At 71.2% G+C, this 19,609-nt stretch carries 19 protein-coding genes; 10 read left to right on the top strand and 9 right to left on the bottom strand.

Going from position 1 to position 19,609, the window contains the following annotated elements:
• Window position 1 precedes the first annotated feature (1 nt).
• On the top strand, window positions 2–1,243 hold the full coding sequence (gene fahA, locus GWK61_RS25210) for a fumarylacetoacetase (RefSeq protein ID WP_194911905.1): 1,242 nt from the start codon (window positions 2–4) through the stop codon (window positions 1,241–1,243).
• 105 nt (window positions 1,244–1,348) lie between these two features.
• Here the strand turns inward: fahA and GWK61_RS25205 are convergent, their stop codons facing one another.
• Complete coding sequence (locus GWK61_RS25205; protein ID WP_194911904.1) at window positions 1,349–1,708, bottom strand: hypothetical protein; 360 nt, start codon at window positions 1,706–1,708, stop codon at window positions 1,349–1,351.
• Here GWK61_RS25205 and GWK61_RS25200 point away from each other — a divergent pair.
• On the top strand, window positions 1,707–2,159 hold the full coding sequence (locus GWK61_RS25200; RefSeq protein ID WP_194911903.1) for a hypothetical protein: 453 nt from the start codon (window positions 1,707–1,709) through the stop codon (window positions 2,157–2,159). The two genes, GWK61_RS25205 and GWK61_RS25200, sit on opposite strands and share 2 nt — an antisense overlap.
• 21 nt (window positions 2,160–2,180) lie before the next feature.
• Here the strand turns inward: GWK61_RS25200 and GWK61_RS25195 are convergent, their stop codons facing one another.
• Entirely contained in the window at window positions 2,181–2,960 is a 780-nt protein-coding gene (locus GWK61_RS25195) for a tyrosine-protein phosphatase (protein WP_194911902.1), read from the bottom strand.
• Between the two features lie 118 nt (window positions 2,961–3,078).
• Between GWK61_RS25195 and GWK61_RS25190 the strand changes: the two genes are divergently transcribed.
• Window positions 3,079–3,765, top strand: coding sequence for a bifunctional DNA primase/polymerase (locus GWK61_RS25190; RefSeq protein ID WP_194911901.1), 687 nt, complete (start codon window positions 3,079–3,081; stop codon window positions 3,763–3,765).
• Between the two features lie 193 nt (window positions 3,766–3,958).
• Here GWK61_RS25190 and map read toward each other — a convergent pair whose 3' ends face one another.
• Window positions 3,959–4,816 (bottom strand): type I methionyl aminopeptidase, encoded by an 858-nt coding sequence (map, locus tag GWK61_RS25185; protein WP_194911900.1) that lies wholly within the window; start codon window positions 4,814–4,816, stop codon window positions 3,959–3,961.
• 42 nt (window positions 4,817–4,858) lie between these two features.
• On the opposite strand from map, the gene GWK61_RS25180 reads away from it, so the two are divergent.
• A complete protein-coding gene (locus GWK61_RS25180) occupies window positions 4,859–5,071 on the top strand; it encodes a hypothetical protein (RefSeq protein ID WP_194911899.1) in 213 nt (70 codons plus the stop codon).
• Between the two features lie 150 nt (window positions 5,072–5,221).
• On the opposite strand, the gene GWK61_RS25175 is transcribed toward GWK61_RS25180, so the two are convergent.
• Complete coding sequence (locus tag GWK61_RS25175; protein ID WP_194911898.1) at window positions 5,222–6,604, bottom strand: LamG domain-containing protein; 1,383 nt, start codon at window positions 6,602–6,604, stop codon at window positions 5,222–5,224.
• 35 nt (window positions 6,605–6,639) lie between these two features.
• Complete coding sequence (locus GWK61_RS25170) at window positions 6,640–7,983, bottom strand: MFS transporter (RefSeq protein WP_323747745.1); 1,344 nt, start codon at window positions 7,981–7,983, stop codon at window positions 6,640–6,642.
• A 184-nt stretch (window positions 7,984–8,167) separates the two neighbouring features.
• On the opposite strand from GWK61_RS25170, the gene panB reads away from it, so the two are divergent.
• From panB to GWK61_RS25150, 4 genes are all read left to right on the top strand, one after another.
• Window positions 8,168–9,088, top strand: a complete 921-nt coding sequence (panB, locus tag GWK61_RS25165; protein WP_194911896.1) for a 3-methyl-2-oxobutanoate hydroxymethyltransferase — start codon at window positions 8,168–8,170, stop codon at window positions 9,086–9,088.
• Window positions 9,089–9,186: 98 nt separating this feature from the next.
• Window positions 9,187–9,813, top strand: coding sequence for a hypothetical protein (locus GWK61_RS25160; RefSeq protein WP_194911894.1), 627 nt, complete (start codon window positions 9,187–9,189; stop codon window positions 9,811–9,813).
• A gap of 365 nt (window positions 9,814–10,178) precedes the next feature.
• The gene (locus GWK61_RS25155) at window positions 10,179–11,795 is read left to right on the top strand and encodes an MFS transporter (protein ID WP_194911893.1); all 1,617 of its coding nucleotides are present in this window, start codon (window positions 10,179–10,181) and stop codon (window positions 11,793–11,795) included.
• A gap of 180 nt (window positions 11,796–11,975) precedes the next feature.
• Window positions 11,976–12,668, top strand: a complete 693-nt coding sequence (locus GWK61_RS25150; protein WP_194911892.1) for a TetR/AcrR family transcriptional regulator — start codon at window positions 11,976–11,978, stop codon at window positions 12,666–12,668.
• A gap of 80 nt (window positions 12,669–12,748) precedes the next feature.
• Here the strand turns inward: GWK61_RS25150 and GWK61_RS25145 are convergent, their stop codons facing one another.
• Entirely contained in the window at window positions 12,749–13,528 is a 780-nt protein-coding gene (locus GWK61_RS25145) for an SDR family oxidoreductase (RefSeq protein ID WP_194911891.1), read from the bottom strand.
• 67 nt (window positions 13,529–13,595) lie between these two features.
• Window positions 13,596–15,392, bottom strand: a complete 1,797-nt coding sequence (locus tag GWK61_RS25140) for an NAD+ synthase (RefSeq protein ID WP_194911890.1) — start codon at window positions 15,390–15,392, stop codon at window positions 13,596–13,598.
• A gap of 396 nt (window positions 15,393–15,788) precedes the next feature.
• Here GWK61_RS25140 and GWK61_RS25135 point away from each other — a divergent pair, with 396 nt between their 5' ends.
• Window positions 15,789–17,267: a flavin-containing monooxygenase gene (locus GWK61_RS25135; protein ID WP_194911889.1), complete on the top strand. Its 1,479-nt coding sequence runs from the start codon at window positions 15,789–15,791 to the stop codon at window positions 17,265–17,267.
• Between the two features lie 34 nt (window positions 17,268–17,301).
• Window positions 17,302–18,639, top strand: coding sequence for a glutamine synthetase family protein (locus GWK61_RS25130; RefSeq protein WP_194911888.1), 1,338 nt, complete (start codon window positions 17,302–17,304; stop codon window positions 18,637–18,639).
• A gap of 117 nt (window positions 18,640–18,756) precedes the next feature.
• On the opposite strand, the gene GWK61_RS25125 is transcribed toward GWK61_RS25130, so the two are convergent.
• Both GWK61_RS25125 and GWK61_RS25120 read right to left on the bottom strand, forming a co-directional pair.
• Window positions 18,757–19,146, bottom strand: coding sequence for a fic family toxin-antitoxin system, toxin component (locus tag GWK61_RS25125; RefSeq protein ID WP_194911887.1), 390 nt, complete (start codon window positions 19,144–19,146; stop codon window positions 18,757–18,759).
• A complete protein-coding gene (locus GWK61_RS25120) occupies window positions 19,143–19,364 on the bottom strand; it encodes a hypothetical protein (RefSeq protein WP_194911886.1) in 222 nt (73 codons plus the stop codon). The genes GWK61_RS25125 and GWK61_RS25120 overlap by 4 nt, the downstream gene beginning before the upstream one ends.
• Between the last annotated feature and the right edge of the window lie 245 nt (window positions 19,365–19,609).

The following is a 19,609-nucleotide window of genomic DNA, read 5'->3' as shown; positions in this document are numbered from 1 at the left end:
TATGACACAGCCCACCTGGGTCCCCCTCGCGGACCCGACCGACTTCCCGGTCGAGAACCTGCCCTACGGCGTCGCGACCCACGGGGAGCGGCCGGCGCACGTGGTGACCCGGATCGGCGACTTCGTCGTCAGCCTCGGCGCGCTGGCGGCGGCCGGCCTGCTGGACGGCACCATCGAGGAGCCGGCGGCGTACTTCGCGATCGGCACGCTGAACCCGTTCATGGCGCTCGGCGCGCCGGCCTGGGCGGCGGTGCGGGCGCGGCTCACCGAGCTGTTCACCGAGCCCGAGCGCCGCAAGGCGGTCGAGCCGCTGCTGGTGCCGCTGACCGACGTGGTGCTCTATCTGCCGTTCCAGGTGGCGGACTACGTGGACTTCTACTCCTCCGAGGACCACGCCACCAACCTCGGCCGCATCTTCCGGCCGGACGCCGAGCCCCTGCTGCCGAACTGGAAGCACCTGCCGATCGGCTACCACGGCCGCTCCGGCACGATCGTGCCCTCCGGCACCCCGATCGTGCGGCCCTCCGGCCAGCGCAAGGCCCCGACCGACGCCGAGCCGCGGTTCGGGCCCAGCGTGCGCCTGGACATCGAGGCCGAGGTCGGCTTCGTGGTCGGCACGCCCTCGCCGCTCGGCGGCGGGGTGCGCGTGGAGGAGTTCCAGGACCACGTCTTCGGCGTGGTGCTGGTCAACGACTGGTCCGCACGCGACATCCAGGCCTGGGAGTACGTCCCGCTGGGGCCGTTCCTGGGCAAGTCGTTCGCGACCTCCATCTCCCCGTGGGTGGTGCCGCTGGCCGCGCTGCAGGACGCGCGCGTCGCGCCGCCGTACCAGGACCCGGTCCCGCTGCCGTACCTGCAGGGCGAGACCTGGGGCTACAACATCCACCTGGACGTCAAGCTCAACGGCCACACGGTCTCCACCCCGCCGTTCGCCGGCCTGTACTGGACCCCGGCCCAGCAGCTGGCGCACATGACGGTCAACGGCGCGAGCCTGCGCACCGGCGACTTCTACGCCTCCGGCACGGTCTCCGGCGCGCTGCCCGAACAGCGCGGCTCCTTCATCGAGCTGACCTGGAACGGCACCGAGCCCCTGGCCCTGGCCGACGGCTCGACGCGCACCTTCCTGGTCGACGGCGACACCGTCGCGATCGGCGGCGTCGCGCCGGGCCCGAACGGGACGCGGATCGGGTTCGGCGAGGTGGTCGGGACTGTTCAGTCGGCGGTGCGGCAGCCGCAGATGTAGGGCCGGGGCTTCCGTCCCGGTGCCGTGATCGGTTGCCGTGATCGGTGGATGACAGGGACAGAACCTAGGGCGAATGTCTCTATCCACAGCTTGGTGATTCTCCCCTTACGCTCGGCCGCGTAACGCACCTCTCGGGCAAGGGGAAATCATGGGACTGACACGGCTTCGGCTGGCCGGCGCGTGCGGGCTGGCGAGTTTGGTGGTGTTCGGGGCGGCGGCGTGCGCGAGTTCGGCGACGAGCCCGCCGGGCTCACCGGGCTCACCGGGCTCACCGGGCACGCCGGTCGGGGGGACGTCGAGCGCGTCCTCCACGGCCGCTGCCTCGTCTGCGTCGACCGCATCATCGGCATCGGCATCGGCCTCGGCGAAGGCATCCGGCACATCGGCCTCGGCAACTTCGGCTTCGTCGGCCGCCGCGCTTCCGGAGAGCGGCCAAGGCGACCGCCAAAAGGTCGTCGACACCATGGCCGCCGTCGCACCCTCCGGCCTGCCGATCCACCGCACCGCCGACCTCGGCTCCAAGGCCCGTGTCTACCAGGCGATCGCCGCGAACTACCGTCCGCAGCTCCTCGACCTCAGCGCGACCGGCTATGGGGACGCCGAATCCGCCGCGAGCACCTACATCGTCATCCTCGGCCAGCTGCGGCCGGTGCCGCCGCTCCCGGACGTCGTCGACGGGACGCTGACCGCGCTCGGGGCGACGGGGATCGTCGCGCAGCAGTCGTTCGACGCGCACGCGTCGGCGTCCTCGCTGGTGATGAGCTGCGGGGTGCTGCCCGACAAGTACAACCTGTGCGTGTGGACCGGTGGGACCAACGGTGACCTATTCCTCGGCGCCGTCGAGACGCCGGGCGCGATGAGCCTGTGGGACACCGCGCAGTTCGCGCAGAGCGTTTTCGGCTACATGGCGCCCTGAGTGACGTGATGTGGCCAGGCGTCAGGCGTCGCCCGGCTCTATCAGACTCCTGCGAAGCTCCGCGATCTGCTCCGCCGTCAACCCGTGCGCCAGCAGGTACCCCTCCACCGAGCCGTGCGCGGCGCGCATCCGCTCCAGCGTCGCCAGGATCAGCTCCGGCGGGCACGCCAGCGCCTGGCCGTTCAGCCGCTGGCCCAGGCCGGTGGACGCCTGCAGCTGCTCGACGGCCTGGGTGAACTCCTCGGCCAGGTAGGCGCTGGTGAGGTGGTAGTCCTCGGCTATCACCGCGTCCGGGACGCCGAGCAGCGACAGCACCACCGCGACCACCACGCCGGTGCGGTCCTTGCCGGCCGAGCAGTGCACCAGGACCGGCTGCGCCTCCGGGGCCGCGACGTGGCCGACGGCGGTGGCCAGGACCGCGCCGCAGTCGTCGACCATGTGGTCGTAGACCGACTTCAGGTCGTCGGGGGCCCGGCCGAAGGAGTCGCCGGTGAAGCGGAAGACCGGCAGGCGCAGCACGGCGATGCCGGTGCCCTCCAGCGCGTCGGGGGACAGCCGGGCTTCGAAGTCCTCACGGAGGTCCACCACCGTGCGGACCGGCAGGTCGGCCAGGGTGGCGCGGGCCGCGTCGTCGAGCCGGTGCAGGGCGTCGCCGCGCAGCAGCCGGCCGGCGCGCACGGTGCCGCCGAGGGCCGGGTAGCCGCCGACGTCCCGGACGTTGAAGGTGCCGGCCAACGGGATGCGGCGGTCGGCGCGATGAACGGTCGCGGGCTCGTCGTTCCCCTCCGAAGGTGTGGTCACGCGCACACGCTACCCGCGCCACGCTTCGCCCCACTGGCACCCCCTGACGAAGACCCGGTTACCGCAAGGTATCCTGACCCTTACCGCGTTAGGCCTTCGACCACGTCAGGGGGCTTGGGTGCCGAGGAGCTGGCGACCTGCCAAGAACCGGAAGCGCGAGCACGCCGCTTCCCGCGATGGGCTGCGCCCGGAAGGGCTCCTCGATCCGCTCGACCGGCTGGTCGCCGCGGGATTCGCGGTGGTCCCGGCGGCCGCCCCGCGCGAGGGCTCGTGCAGCTGCGACCGCCTGGGCTGCCCCACGCCGGCCGCGCATCCGCTGTCCCGCGCGTGGCAGGTCGAGGCCAGCGCCGACCCCGAACGCCTGGCGCTGTGGCGGGTCCGGCACCCCGGGGCGAACTACGTCACGCCGACCGGTAAGACCCACTCCGTCCTGGACGTCCCGGAACAGGCCGGTGCCGACGCGTTGCGCCGCATCCTGGTCGCCGGCACCGCCCCCGGACCGGTCGCCGAGGTGGACGGCCGCTACCTGTTCTTCACCGCGCCGCGTACGAACCCTGACATCGACGACGTCGACGAGGACGAGTGGTGGTCCAGCTCCCTGGACTGCCGCCCGGAGACCCTGCAGGAGCACCCCGGCCTGCGCTGGCACGACCGCGGCAGCTACGTCTTCGTGCCGCCGTCGGCGAGCATGTCCGGCCACACGGCGCGCTGGGTGTACTGGCCCGCCGACGGCACGCCGCTGCCCGACGCGGTGGTGGTGCTGGAGGTGCTGGCCGATGTGCTCGCGGAGTTCTCGGCGGCCTGAGCGCGGGCGGGCGCGGTTTGGAAGCGGCTTGGGCACCGGACGAGCGCCGCTTCGGGCGGCTTGAGCGCGGCTTGAGGTCGCGGCGGACCGGGCTGGCCGGCGGTTCGGAAATCCCGGTGTTCCTGGTGTTCCGGCGCTCCCGGCGGCTTGAGGGCGAGCGCGGCTTGAGCGCAGCTTGAGGTTGAGCGCCGCCTCACTCCCCGCTCGGCAGCGTCAGCACCTCGACGCCGTCGTTCGTCACCACCATCGTGTGCTCGAACTGCGCGGTCCGCTTCCGGTCCCGCGTCACGGCCGTCCACTTGTCGTCCCACATCTCGTAGTCGGCGGTCCCCAGCGTCAGCATCGGCTCGATGGTGAACGTCATCCCCGGCCGCATCAGCAGCGTGGCGTGCGGGTCGTCGTAGTGCGGGATGATCAGGCCGGTGTGGAAGGCCGTGGAGATGCCGTGCCCGGTGAACTCGCGGACCACGCCGTAGCCGAAGCGCTTGGCGTAGCTCTCGATCACCCGGCCGATGACGTTGATCGGCCGGCCCGGCCGGACCGCCTTGATCGCCCGGTCCAGCGACTCGCGCGTGCGCTCCACCAGCAGGTGCGACTCCTCGTCGACGGTGCCGACCTCGAAGGTGGCGTTCGTGTCGCCGTGCACGCCGCCGATGTAGGCGGTGATGTCCACGTTCACGATGTCGCCGTCCTGGAGCACCGTGGTGTCCGGGATGCCGTGGCAGATCACCTCGTTCACCGAGGTGCACATCGACTTCGGGTAGCCCTTGTAGCCCAGCGTGGAGGGGTAGGCGCGGTGGTCCAGCAGGTACTCGTGCCCGATGCGGTCCAGCTCGTCGGTGGTGATGCCCGGCTTGGCCGCCTTGCCGGTCTCCACCAGCGCGTCGGCGGCGATCCGGGAGGCCGCCCGCATCTTCTCGATCGTCTCGGCGTCCTGCACCTCACCGCCGGTGTACGGCTTGGGTCCCTTGCGTCCCACGTACTCCGGTCGCTTGATCGACGCGGGGACGGGCAGAGTGGGAGAGACGGTGCCGGGTACGAGTGTCGCCATAGTCAGACAGTCTAGGCACCCGGTGACAGCAGGGAGAGTGCGATGCGCTGGACCAAGAAGGGCGAGCCGCCGGACGACGACGGCTGGTACTACTGCGTGAAGCACGGCCTGGTCGAGCCGGCGGGCGCCTGCGCCGCCAAGGACCGCCTCGGGCCGTACGCGACCCAGGAGGAGGCCGAACACGCCTTGCAACGCGTGCAGGAGCGCAACGAGGCGTGGCGGAAGGCGGACGAGGCGGCCGACGCCGACAGCTAGCGCGGAACCGACGAGGAACCGACGAGGAAGCGACGAGCCCGGACTCCCACGCGGGGCGTCCGGGCTCTCCAGCCCCAGGTTCTCCAGCCTCCGGGCCCTCCAGCCTCCGGGCCCTCCAGCCTCCGGGCCCTCCAGCGGCCCCCGCAGCCGCTACAGCGCCTTCACCTCGTCGGCCGACAGCGCCCGGCTGAACACCTGCACATCGGAGATGTACCCCTTGAACGGGTTCGACACGAACTTCCCGTACCAGCTCCGCCCGATCGCGAACGGCCCGGTCGCGGCGTACGGCGCCGACCCGGTCTTGGCCGGCCCGCCCTGCGGCACGCCGTTGACGAAGAACGCGATCGTCCCGGCCTGCGCGTCGTAGACCCCGGTGAGCTTGACCCAGGTGTTCATCGGCGTCGGGGCGGTCGCGCCGGCGTTGACCGTCTTGGGGTTCGCGCTGTCGGCCTCCGACCGGACGAACGACCAGGTCTTGGACTCCGTCGAATAGCTGAACGTGAACGCGAAGCACTGCGGCCCGTCCTGGCTGAACGCGGCGGCGAACTTCGTCGGCGTGGTGAGCCCGGTCTGGTCCACCCACATCGAGACCGTGAAGCTCTTCGTGGTGTCGACCGCCGGGCCCTTGGTCTGGATCTGGCCGGCCTTGATCTGGTTGGCCGCACCGCTGAACTCCGCCGATCCGCCGTGCGCGGTCGAGAAGCCGGCGGCGCCGGACAGCGCGCCGGCGTGGTTCTTGCCGGAGCCGTCCGCGGCCGTGGTGCTGCCGACCTTGTCGTTCAGGCGCCAGTGCAGCAGGTCCGCGGCCGGCGCGGCGACCGGCTTCGACGGCGAGGACGACGGCGTGCCGCTCGGCACGTTCTGCCCGCTGCGGCTGGACGACGGGGTTCCCGAGCCGCTGATGTTCTGCCCGCCCGGGCCGGTCGCTTGCGCCGATCCGGACGCCGTCGGGGACGCGGGTCCCGGCTGCTTCTTGCCGTCACCGCTGGTGGCGAAGGCGATCGCGCCGGCGGCGACCCCGGCGACCGCGAGCGCCGAGGCTCCGATGAACAGAGCCCTGCGATGTTTGCCGGTCCCGCCTCCGGGCGGTGCTCCGGGCGGACCGCCCGGTCCCATCGGGCCGTAGTACTGACTGCCCGGCTCGGGCGCCATCCCCGGAACCGCGCGGAATCCGCTGGCCGACAGGTCCGCGCTGCCTTGCTGTCCGACTGCCTGGTAGGCGCCGGTCGCGGCGAGCGGGAAGGACGTCATCGGCGGCGGTGCCTGCGGTGCGGCCTGCATCGGCGGCGGTTCCGGCGGACGGACGGCCGCGTACGCGCCGGTCGCCGCGAGCGGGAACGATGTCATCGAACCCTGCGATTCCCCCGGCGACCCCCACTGCGGCGCGCCCTGCGGAGGCCCGCCCTGCTGCGGTCCGTTCGGCCCCCCGAAACGGTTGCCCTGCCAAGCATCGCCCGGCTGCGGCCCGCCGGAATCCCCCGACGTATCCGGCGGCACGCCCCACGGCGGCACACTCCGGTCCCCGTCGTCCATGTCAACCCCCTGTTCGGACCCGTAAAGGTCTTCGATCATAGGGAGGGCTCAGCGTGGGCCGCCAACCTTTCGGCCCGGACCGCGACCGCGTGCGTGTCGGTGCGCGCGTCGTAGCGCCGGAACCCGGGGAGCCACGCCGCGAGCCCCACCACCGCCCCGACGCAGGCCACGCCGCCGAATCCGACCGAGAACACCGGGCCCCGCAGCGCCGCCATCGACCCGGCCCGCACCTGTCCCAGAATCGGTCCGGTGGAGAACGACAGCATCTCGATCCCGGCCAGCCGGCCGCGCAGCGCGTCGGGGATGGTCTGGTTCCAGATCGACATCCGGAACACCCCGCTCACCGCGTCCGCCGCGCCGGCGGCGGCCAGGCAGGCCAGGACGACCCACACCTGCCGGGTCGCCGCGACCAGCGCGATCGCCGCGCCCCACGCGCCGGCCGCGTAGATCACCGCCATGCCGTGCCGGTGGACGTGCTTCGTCCAGCCGCTGGTGAGCGAGACCAGCGCCGAGCCGACCGCGGGCGCGGCGTACAGCAGTCCCAGGGACCACGAGGCGTGCAGGTGGTCGGCGAGGAACGGGAACAGAGCCGTCGGCATCGCGAAGGTCATCGCCGCGATGTCCACGACGTACGTCCCGATCAGCTCCTGGCGGCTGCGCGCGTAACGCCATCCGGCGGCTATCCCGCGCAGGCTGGCTTGCTCGGCGTCCTCGCCCTGCGGCGACGGTCTGAGCCGGAGGAGGAAGCCGACGGAGATCACGAACGTCGCCGCGTCCACCAGGTAGGAGACCGTCGGCCCCGTCGTGGCGACCAGCACCCCGCCCACGGCCGGCCCCGCGATCTGCGTGAACGACCCCAGCATCCACTGCAGCGCCCCGGCGGGCACCACCAGGTCCGGCGGCACGATGCGCGGCACGATCGCCTCCTGCGAGGGCCGCTGCAGGCCGTTCGCCGCCGCGAACGCGGCCGTCAGCGCGTAGATCGGCCACAGTGCCGGATGCGGCAGCAGCGCGTTCAGCAGCAGCAGCACCGCCAACAGCGCTGCGGCGGCCTCGGTCGCCACCACCATCTTGCGCCGGTCCATCGCGTCGGCCAGCGCGCCGCCCCACAGCCCGCACACCACCAGCGGCACCAGCTCGGTCGCGCCGAGCAGGCCGACCGCGAGCGCGGATCCGGTGAGTTCCTTGATCTGGAAGGGAACCGCGACATAGGTGAGGAAGGAGCCGAAGCCCGAGATCATCGAGGAGGCGGTGAGGAACCGATAGTCCCGCGAGACCCGCAGGGGCGTCAGGTCGACACTCAGCTCGCGCCATCGACGACGACGGGGCGTGCGGGCCTGTGGGGGCGCGTCGCCGGACGCCGCGGGTTCTCCGGTCACGCGGCCGATCGTTCGGGCCCGCGCCCACGCTCTGCAAACGACTTTCCCCGCGTGTGAGCGGAGTCACGGGTGGTCGCGCGAGTGCTCGCCACCTCTTAACAAGGGATGCGCGGCGTGAGACGATCAGCCTCGTCCGGGTACGCCGTTTCGGCGCCTCGAGTCGTCTCTTCAAGGAGAAACCAGCATGTCCGCTGAAGACAGCGCCACGCAGGAATCCGCAGTATCGCCGGCATCCACGGCCACATCCACAGCCGCATCCACATCCACAGCGCCGAAGCTCTCGCTGTACGGCGGGACCGGCACGGGGCGCCGGGTCACCGTCCGGGACCTGGCCAAGGCCAAGCGCGAGGGCGAGAAGTGGGCCATGCTCACCGCCTACGACGCCCTCACGGCCGGCGTCTTCGACGAGGCCGGGATCCCGGTCCTGCTCGTCGGGGACTCGGCGGGCAACAACCACCTCGGCTACGAGAACACGGTGCCGGTGACCGTCGACCAGCTGGTCATGCTCTCCGGCGCGGTGGTGCGCGGCACCAAGCACGCCATGGTGATCGGCGACCTGCCGTTCGGCTCCTACCAGTCCTCGCCCGCGCAGGCCCTGGAGACCGCGTCGCGGTTCATGAAGGAATCCGGGGTCGGCGCGGTGAAGCTCGAAGGCGGCCGCCGGGTGCTGCCGCAGGTCGACGCGCTGGTGCAGGCCGGCGTGCCGGTGATGGCGCACATCGGCCTGACCCCGCAGTCGGTGAACGTCCTGGGCGGCTACCGGATAGCGGGACGCGGCGACGAGGAGGCCGAGAAGCTGATCTCGGACGCCAAGGCGCTCCAGCACGCCGGCGCCTTCGCGATCGTCCTGGAGCTGGTCCCGGCCGAGCTGGCCGCCCGGGTCTCCGGCGAGATCGACATCCCCACCGTGGGCATCGGCGCCGGGGCCGGCACCGACGCGCAGGTCCTGGTCTGGACCGACATGGCGGGCCTGACGCCCGGCGGCGTGCCGAAGTTCGTGAAGCAGTACGCGGACATGCGCGCAATGCTCGGCGACGCGGCGCGGGCCTTCGCCAGCGACGTGGTCCACGGCACGTACCCGGACGAGTCGCACTCGTACCACTGAGCCCTGATCCACCCTGGTCCACACAGGTCCACACTGCTCCACACTGAATATCCCGGTCCGGGTGTCCTGGCGGCGCCCGGACCGGCAGTATGAATGCCATGGATGCCGAGCAGACCACCTTCCTCCGTGAACTCGTCAGCGGCACCCCGTGGTTCGGCGAATGTCGCGGCTTCGCCCGCAATCTCCTCCGCGCCCCGCGCAGCCCCGGCGGCCTGCTGCTGGTCGGCACCCCGGAAGAGGAGCCCTGGCACCTCGCCGCGCACCTGGACACCGAAGCGGGCCTGGCGAACCTGCCGCAGCTCGCACCGACCCTGGTGCGCCACCAGGTCCCCGACGGCGCACCCCCGCACCTGGCGGTGTCGCTGGCCCGCCTGGAACAGGCCCGCAAGGGCGAGGCGGTGTTCATCGTGGCCCCCGACGACCCCGGCGCACCGCTGCTGGAACGCGTCGACGACGCCCGCCGGCGCGGGGCGGCGATCCTGACCCTCGCAGAGAACGAAGAAACCTCCAGCGAGCTGCTGACCATCTCGCACGACGCGCTTCTGGTGCCGGAGAACGGGATCGTGCCCGGCTTCGACGCCGCGCAGCACCTGCTCGCCTCGACGGCGGGGGAGGGCGACGGCCGCCGGGGCAGCCGGGGGAATGGTCCGCGACTCGGGTTCCGCGACCGGTTGACCGCGCTGATCGACCAGGTTTCCGGCGGGTCCGCGGACACGTATCGGTAGGGCGCTGTTCTGACGCGGTGAGCCGGGCCGCTCGGGTGGCCGATATCGCGCCCGGCCCGGTTGACCCGCTCGACCGCGCCGGCACCAGCACCCACGCCGCCGCCGACATCGCCGAAGCAGGGGCCTTCCTCGCCTCGGATGCGGCGGGCTACATCAGCGGGCTCCATCGCCGGGGACAACCTGATCGTCTCCGGCGTCCTGGGCGTCCGCTCCGGCGCCTGACCAGCCCCCGCGCGCCCCTCGGAATTCAATACGGAACGGTTGCGTCTCGATAATCCCCGGCGTATTCTCGCCACAGGAAATCGATACGGGTGCGTTCCGTATCGGATCCGCACCGATCGAGGGGATAGGGGACTGTGTTGTCTATGAATGCAGTGGATCGGGAGACCCTGCAGAGGCGCCGGTGGGCGATCCTGGGTGTGCTCATCTTCAGCCTGCTCGTGGTCGTGTTGGACAACACGATCCTGAACGTCGCCCTGAAGATCATCTCGCAGCCCAAGACCGATCCGCACCAGCCGGGTCTGGGGGCGTCGCAGTCGGATCTGGAATGGGCGATCAACTCCTACACGCTGGTCTTCGCCGGCCTGCTGTTCACCTTCGGGATCGTCGGTGACCGGTTCGGGCGCAAGAAGATCCTGATGGCCGGCATGGTCGGGTTCGGCATCTCCTCGGTGCTGTGCGCGTACGCCGGGAGCCCCGGGACGCTGATCATCACCCGGGCCGCGATGGGCTTCTTCGGCGCCGCGATCATGCCGGCCACGCTGGCCATCATCGCCAACGTCTTCGAGCCCAAGGAGCAGCCCAAGGCGATCGGCATCTGGGCCGGCGGCGTGGGCCTGGGCGTGGCCATCGGCCCGGTGCTCGGCGGCCTGCTGCTGGACCACTTCTGGTGGGGCTCGGTCTTCCTGATCAACGTGCCGGTCATCATCGTGGCGCTGATCGCGATGTCGTTCCTGGTGCCGGACTCGAAGAACCCCAAGCCCGGCAAGCTGGACCCGCTGGGCGTGATCCTGTCGATGGGCGGGATCGTGGTGTTCGTCTACGGCATCATCCGCGGCGGCGACCTGGGCTGGTCCAACCCGCAGATCTGGGGCACCCTGGCCGGCGGCGTCCTGCTCAGCGCGCTGTTCGTGTTCTGGGAGCTGCGCTCGGACCACCCGGCGCTGGACGTGCGGCTGTTCCGCAGCTCGCGGCCGTTCTCCGCCTCGATCATCCTGATCGCGATGTCCTTCTTCGCGATGATGGGCGTGCTGTTCTTCCTGTCCTTCTACCTGCAGTCGGTGCTGGGTTACAGCCCGCTGAAGGCCGGTCTGTTCCTGACGCCGTTCGCGCTGGCGCAGCTGATCTTCTCGCCGATGTCGGCGCGGCTGGTGCAGCGCTTCGGGGCCCGGGCGGTGTCCACCTTCGGCATGGTGACCATCGGTGTCACGTTCCTGATGTATCAGTTCGTGAACCAGACCTCGGCGGCCTGGCTGCTGCTGCTCATCTTCTTCCTGCAGGGCATGGGCATGGCCAACGTGATGCCGCCGGCGACCACGACGATCATGACCTCGCTGCCCCGGGAGAAGGCCGGCGTCGGCTCCTCGGTGAGCAACACCGTGCGGCAGGTCGGCGGCGCGCTGGGCGTCGCGGTGCTGGGCACGCTGCTCACCACGGCGTACCGCAGCCGGATGGAGGGCCCGCTGAGGACGGTGGTCCCGAACCCCTCCGCGCTGCACAACATCGACGGCTCGATCCAGGCCACGAAGGGTGCCGGCGAGCACGTCCCGGCGCTGGTCCGCTTCTACCCGCAGGCCGACGCGGCGTTCATCCACGCGATGCACATGACCGTGACGATCTCCGCCATCGTGGCCTTCCTCGCCGCGATCGTGTCGCTGACCTGGCTGCCGCGCAAGCAGGCCGGGGCCGCGGCCGGACCGCAGCGCGGTCCGCAGTCCGGCACCGACGCTTCGGCCGCGGCCGAAGCCGCCGGAGTGGCCTGAGCGGGACGAGCGGGACGAGCGGGACGACGAACACAGCACGGAAGAACATGACCCGACCCGCCGTGACGCCCGATCATGGGCGTCCGGCGGTCGGCCGGCGGACCGGTTCGGTGCGGGCGGGAACGCCGTTTCCTCCGTGTTGTCCCCATCGGCCCCGCATCGAGGAGATGATGGAGCGCTATGACGATGACCCATGACGGCCGCCGCCCCGACGAGCGCCATCCCGGGCACATGGACGGCGCCTGCGGCGACCCGGCGTGCGCCGGCGCGCCCGACGCCCGCCGCCGGCCCGGCCGCCCGCGCAGCGAGGCCGCCGAGCGGGCCATCCTCGACGCGGTGCTGGGACTGCTCAGCGAGGGCGTGCCCTACGGCTCGCTGTCCATGGAGCAGGTCGCGACCCGGGCCGGGGTCGGCAAGGCCACCGTCTACCGGCGCTGGCCGAACAAGGAGAGCCTGGTCGTCGACGCGATGGCCACGCTGTGGCAGGAGTGCCCGCCGCCGGACCTGAGCGACGACCGCTCGACCCGCGACCGGATCGTCGAGTACCTGGACACCATGGCCGAGATCATGCACGCGGACACGGCCGGGCTGGTGTACGCCTCGGTGATGGCCGCCGCGCAGCTGCATCCGGAGCTGGTGCAGATGTACCAGCAGGTGGCGATCGAGCCCCGGCGCGAGCTGCTTCGCATGATCCTGAGGCACGGCATCGCCGCCGGGGAGCTGCGCGCCGACCTGGACGTGGAGCTCGGGGTGCGGATGTTCGCCGGGCCGATCGTGCACGCGATGAAGTCCGAGCATCCGGGCTGGCCGGTGGACGACGCGTTCGTCAGGGCGTTGGTGGACACGCTTCTGGAAGGTATCGGCGCGCGCTGAGGGCGTGCTCTGAGGGCCCGCACTGAGACGGTGCCGACGGTTGGCGCCGTCGTACGCTGAGACGGTGCCTGCGGGCGCCGTCAGGCCCCGTACTCGCCCGCCAGGTACTCCGTCCACGTGCTCTTGCCCTGCCGGCTGTCAGGGCATGTGTGCGCCCCGGCCCGGAAGGCCCGCCCGGCCTTTCCCGGCACGCGCAGCGGCACCAGCAGCCGCCGCTTCCCGGTCGCGCGCAGATACGCCCGCGCGATCTCCCCGGAGTCCAGCAGCTCCGGCCCGCCCATGTCCTCGGCGCGCCCCAGCGGCTCGCCGCCGGCCAGGTCCGCCAGGCGCACGGCGGCCTCGGCGGCGTCCAGCGGCTGGAACGGCGCCGCCGGCACCGGGACCACCGGGGACTTGGCGGCCAGCGTCAGGAACATGTCGAGCAGCTGGAACCACTGCGTGGTGCGCTGGATCGTGTGCGGCAGCCCGCTCGCCTCGATCGCCTGCTCGACCTCGTGCTTGACCCGGTAGTAGCCGAACGGGATCCGGTCGACGCCGACGATCGAGATGTACACCAGGTGCGGCCGCCGCCCGCCGCGCTTGGCGGCCTCCAGGAGCCGCCAGACCGCGTCGGTGTCGCCCCTGCCCTGCCCGCGGGTGTTGGAGGCGGCGTGCACGATCACGTCGATCCCGTCCACCGCCTCGTCCAGCCCGGCGCCGCCGGCCAGGTCCCCGACCACCCACTGGAACGAGCCGGGGCCTCCCGGACCGCTGCTGCCGCGCGTCCGGCGGCTCAGGGCGCGCACGTCCGCCCCGCGCCGGGTCAGGGTCGGGACGAGCGTCCGGCCCAGCGTGCCGCTCGCTCCGGTCACCAGGATCATGTCGGCCTCCTCGCCGTGTCCTCTACCCCGCCGGGGCGCGCTCAGCCCGCGAGCCTTGCTCCGCTCATCAATCCCGCAGCGACCGCTCCCGCCACGCGTTCGTGATCGGCAGCCGCCGGTCGCGCCCGAACGCCTTCGACGTGATCTTCGTCCCCGGCGGGTACTGCCGCCGCTTGTACTCGGCCAGGTCCACCAGCCGCAGCGTCTTGTCCACCAGCGCCTCGTCGAAGCCGGCGGCGACCAGCGCGTCGCGGCCCTGGTCCTGCTCGACGTACAGGTCCAGCATCCGATCCAGCACCGGGTAGTCCGGCAGCGAGTCGGTGTCCAGCTGGCCCGGGCGCAGCTCGGCCGACGGCGGCTTCTCGATCGAGTTCTCCGGGATCGGCGGCACCTCGCCGCGCTCGGCCGCCGCCTTGTTGCGCCAGCGGGCCAGCTCCCAGACGCGCACCTTGAACAGGTCCTTCAGCGGGGCGTAGCCGCCGACCGCGTCGCCGTACAGCGTCGAGTAGCCCACCGCGAGCTCGCTCTTGTTGCCGTTGGCCAGCACCAGGTGCCCATGCTGGTTGGACAGCGCCATCAGCGTGGTGCCGCGGACCCGGGCCTGCAGGTTCTCCTCGGCCAGGCCGGTCAGCGGGGTCACCGCCTCGCCGACGGTGGCCAGGAACGCCTTCACCATCGGCTCGATCGGCACGGTGCCGAAGTGCACGCCGGTGCGCCGGGCCATCTCGGCGGCGTCGCCCTTGGAGTGCTCCGAGGAGTACTTCGAGGGCATCGAGTAGCAGTACACGTTCTCCGCGCCGATGGCGTCGCAGGCGATCGCCGTGCTCAGCGCCGAGTCGATGCCGCCGGACAGCGCGATCACCACCGAGCGGAAGCCGTTCTTGCGGACGTAGTCGCGCAGCCCCAGGACCAGCGCGCCCCAGATCTCGGCCTCGTCGGGCAGCCGTTCGCTGATCGGGGCCGCGATCGGCTCGCGCGCCGGGGCCGGCTCGGCGGAGACCAGGACGTGGTCCACGGTCATCCCGTCGGCGACCGGGGTGGTCGGCGGCAGGCCCTCGGCGGTCGGCAGGTCCAGGTCGAAGGTCAGCAGCTCCTCGGTGAACTGGCCGCCGCGCGCCACGATCTCGCCGCCGGCGTCCACCACCACCGAGTCGCCGTCGAAGACCAGCTCGTCCTGGCCGCCGACCTGGTTGACGTAGGCCAGCCCGCAGCCGGCCTCGGCGGCCCGGCGCCGGACCAGCTCCAGGCGCGCGTCGTCCTTGTTCAGCTCGTAGGGCGAGGCGTTGATCGACAGCAGGAACCCGGCGCCGGCGTCGCGCGCGGCGCTGACCGGGCCGCCGTCCTGCCACAGGTCCTCGCAGATCACGATCGCCACGTCCACCCCGCGCACCCGCACCACCGGCAGCGTGTCGCCGGGCACGAAGTAGCGGAACTCGTCGAAGACGCCGTAGTTCGGCAGGTGGTGCTTGGTCGAGCGGGCGATCACCCGGCCCTGGTACAGCACGGCCATCGCGTCCTGCGGGGAGCCGGCCGGGCGGCCGGTGCGGCGCTCGACCCGGTCGCTGCCGTCCAGGTAGCCGACGACCGCGACCACGTCGCCGTGCCCGGCCTCGGCCAGCCGGCCGGCCAGCGCGGCCAGCGCGGCCTGCGAGGCGGTGACGAACGAGGACCGCAGCGCCAGGTCGTCGACCTGGTAGCCGACCACGGCCATCTCGGGGAAGGCGACGACGTCGGCGCCGGCGGCGGCCGCACGGCCGGTCCACTCCACGATCTTGTCGCAGTTGCCGGCGATGTCGCCGACGGAGGTGTTGAGCTGCGCCAGGGCGATGCGCAGCCGCGAGGTCGGGACGGAGCTGGTGGTCATGGGAACAGGCTACCCCGTTCTCGTCGAGGTGACGTTAAGGGGGGGTGCACACAGGTTCCACGCCGGATGCGCGGAAGCTTCGCGGGGATCGACCGGGACCCGGAAAAGGTCCGAGGCCTCACCGCACGGGGGGACGGTGAGGCCTCGGGATGGGAGACCCCATCGCACGGGGGGACGATGAGGTCTCGTTGCAGGATTATTCTCCGTTCAACAACGCTTGGCGAGGGGTTCCGGAGAGTTTTTCGGCAAAGATCTTCAGAGTTTCCTCGCGAATACCCGGTGTGACCGGATCCTGTCCGGTTCTGTCCGGATCTGTTCCGCTTTGCTGGGCGGGTATCGGAGTACGGCACGAGCCGCCATGTCGACGCGGCGTCGGTATGGCGGTCTACTCACTACATGACGACCGGGAGTAGGCATCAGGTTGCACATCGAGTGGCAATCATCGGTGCCGGGTTTTCCGGGCTGTGTATGGCGATCCAGTTGAAGCGCGACGGCGTTCGGGATTTCGTCGTGTTCGACAAGGGCTCGGACGTCGGCGGGGTCTGGCGGGACAACGTGTACCCGGGCTGCGGCTGCGACGTCCCGTCGCACCTGTACTCGTACTCCTTCGCGCGTTACTCCGGATGGACCCGCGCCTATCCCAAGCAGGAGGAGATCCTCGACTACCTGCACCGCTGTGTGAGGCGTTGGAAACTCGGACCACATCTGCACCTCGACACCGAGATCGTCTCCGCGCAATGGGAGGCGCAGGAGGGGCTGTGGCGGCTCCGGGACGCCTCGGGGTCCGAGTACACGGCCCGGGTGTTGGTGTGCGGCGTGGGACAGCTCAACAGGCCGCGGCACCCCTCTGTGCCGGGGCGGGAGGCGTTCGAGGGGGCGGCGTTCCACTCGGCGCGGTGGGATCCGGCGTGGCCGCCGGAGGCGTTCGCCGGCCGGGACGTGGCCGTCATCGGGACCGGTCCGTCGGCCGTGCAGTTCGTCCCTGAGATCGCCTCCCATGCGCGCCGCCTCTATGTGTTCCAGCGGTCCGCGAACTGGGTGATCCCCAAGTACGACTACGCCTTCGGGACGGCGGCCCGCTGGGCGTTCCGAAGGGTGCCGGGTCTGCGCCTGGCGATGCGCGGGTTCATGTATACGGTCGTTGGAGAGGCTCTGCTGTATTCCGCTATAGCGGGGAGCGCACTAGGACGCGGCGTGCAGAGGTTCTCCACGCGCCATATGCACAAGCAGATCCCCGACGACGCGGAGCTGCGCGCCAAGCTCACGCCGGACTTCCCGATCGGCTGCAAACGCATCCTGATCTCGGACGACTGGTATCCGGCGCTGGCGCGGGACAACGTGGAGGTCGTCACCGAGCCGGTGACGGAGGTGACCTCCAGCGGGGTGCGTACCGCAGACGGCCGTGAGCGTGACGCAGCGGTGCTCATCTACGGCACCGGGTTCCGGGCCACCGAGTTCCTGGCGCCGATCGACATCGTCGGGCGCGGCGGCGCGCGGCTCCACGACCGCTGGCGGGAAGGCGCCAGCGCGTACCTCGGCATGGCCGTCCCGGAGTTCCCGAACATGTTCCTGCTCTACGGACCGACCACGAACCTCGGCCACAACTCGGTGGTCTACATGATCGAGTCGCAGGTGCGGTACATCATGCGCTGGCTGCGCGCGGCCCGCGGCGGGCACGTCGAGGTGGCCGAGGAGGCGCTGGCGGAGTACGACGCGACCATGCGCAGGCTGCTGGCGCGCACCGCGTGGGAGGGTGGCTGCACGTCCTGGTACAAGACCGCAGGCGGGCGCGTCATCAACAACTGGCCGCTGCGCTCCTTCCGTTACCGCATGGCCACGAACCGTCCTCGCGCGCGGGACTTCTTAGCGCCGTAATCACACCGAAACGCACCTCGTTCATACTGTGCTCATGGAACGTCAGCAGGAGTTCGTACTCCGCACCCTCGAAGAGCGGGACATCCGCTTCGTGCGCCTATGGTTCACCGACGTCCTGGGCTTCCTGAAATCTGTGGCGATCGCCCCGGCGGAGCTTGAACAGGCGTTCAGCGAGGGCATCGGATTCGACGGCTCGTCCATCGAGGGCTTCGCCCGGGTGGCCGAGTCCGACATGCTGGCCAAGCCCGATCCCGCGACGTTCCAGATCCTGCCCTGGCGCGCGGAGTCCCCGGGCACGGCGCGCATGTTCTGCGACATCCTGATGCCGGACGGGGCGCCGAGCTACGCCGACCCCCGGTGGGTGCTCAAGCGCACGCTGGCCAAGGCGGCCGAGCGCGGGTTCACCTTCTACACGCACCCCGAGATCGAGTTCTACCTGTTCGAGGGCCAGCCCAAGCCGGGCAAGGCCCCGGAGCCGGTGGACCACTCCGGCTACTTCGACCTGACCCCGCACGGCGTCGGCCACGACTTCCGCCGCCAGGCCATCACCCACCTGGAGTCGATGGGCATCTCGGTGGAGTTCAGCCACCACGAGGGCGGCCCGGGCCAGCAGGAGATCGACCTGCGCTACGCCGACGCGCTGAGCACGGCGGACAACATCATGACCTTCCGGCACGTGATGAAGGAGGTGGCGCTGGAGCAGAACGTCTACGCCTCTTTCATGCCCAAGCCGCTGGCCGAGCACCCCGGCAGCGGCATGCACACGCACCTGTCGCTGTTCGAGGGCGACCGCAACGCCTTCCACGAGCCCGGCGCGGAGTACAGCCTGTCCAAGACCGGCCGCAGCTTCATCGCCGGCCTCCTGCACCACGCCAGCGAGTTCACGGCCGTCACCAACCAGTTCGTGAACAGCTACAAGCGCCTCTTCAGCGGCGGCGAAGCCCCCAGCTACATCAGCTGGGGCCACAACAACCGCTCGGCCCTGGTCCGCGTCCCGATGTACAAGCCCTCCAAGTCGCAGTCCAGCCGCGTCGAGGTCCGCTCCCTGGACTCGGCCTGCAACCCCTACCTCGCCTTCGCGGTGATGCTCGCCGCCGGCCTGAAGGGCGTCGAGGAGGGCTACGAACTCCCGGCCGGCGCCGAGGACAACATCTGGACCCTCACCGACGGCGAGCGGCGCGCGCTGGGCATCGAGACCCTGCCGTCGTCCCTGTCCGAGGCCATCTCCCGCATGGAGGAGAGCGAGCTGGTCGCCGAGACGCTCGGCGAGCACGTCTTCGACTTCTTCCTGCGGAACAAGCGGGCTGAGTGGCTGGACTACCGGCACCAGGTGACGCCTTTTGAGCTGAACCGGTACTTGCCGGTGCTTTAGGGCTTCGGCGAGCTTGGGGTTCGTTCGAGCGTGGGCTACGAGGAACACCGCCGGGCTGGTTCGGCTCGGCGGCCAGTTGCTCCGGCTTAGTCCACCTAGGCCGGGTGCTCGTCCGAGCTAATCCTTAGTCCAGTTCCGCAGCACCCACGAAATCGCCCCGACATCCAGCGTCCCCTCGGCCGCGTCCCCCGCGAGCCGGGCCGCCTCGCGCACGTCCGGCAGCACCTGGAGTCCGCAGGCGGCCAGGTACGCCACGGCGGTCGCGGCGGCGAACAGGCGGTTGGCGTTCTCCAGGGCCGGGACGCGGGCGAGTTGGTGCAGCATCGCGGCGGCCTGGTGGTGTGGGCGTTCGTACACGCGGCGGCCCAGGACCACGGCTTCGGCGCGGGCCAGGGCGGCGAAGAGCGCGCCGTAGTCCACGACCGCGGGGTCGCCGGGGAGGCGTTGGGCGGCGTCGAGCAGCCAGGCTATGTCGATCGGGTGATCGGGGGTCGGCTCTGGGCTCACGCGGCCGGCATGAGGTCGTCGCCGAACGCGCCGGAGGCCTTGGCGTCCTGGACGAACTGGTCGAAGACCGAGTCGAAGACCGCGCGGCGGCCCCGGGTGTCGGCGTCGATCAGCCGGGTCAGGTACTCGCCGAGGTTCACGCCGGCGTCCGCGGCGGCGGCGCGGGCGGCCTCGGCGATCGCGTCGGGGACGCGTGCGTTCAACTGTTGGTTGCCCATGCCTCCATGCTAGCGCCGCTAGCAGGAGCTGTCAGCAGTCTTAGGACGAAAGTCTCATACCGGTGCCGCCCCGGGCCGGATCCGGCGGGCGCCGCGCTCGGCGACGATCGTGTGGGGACGCGGCCCGAACCGGGCCCCGACCAGCCCGAGACCAGCCCGAGACAGCCCGAGACAGCCCGAGACCAGGAGGAACGCCCATGCGCGCGGTGTGGCTGCGAAAGTTCGGTACCCCGGCGGAGCTGCAC

It is taken from the genome of Catenulispora rubra, assembly GCF_015356825.1.
GTDB lineage: Bacteria > Actinomycetota > Actinomycetes > Streptomycetales > Catenulisporaceae > Catenulispora > Catenulispora rubra.
Note: the sequence above shows the minus strand (reverse complement) of the source record. Positions and strands in the feature narration are given on the sequence as shown.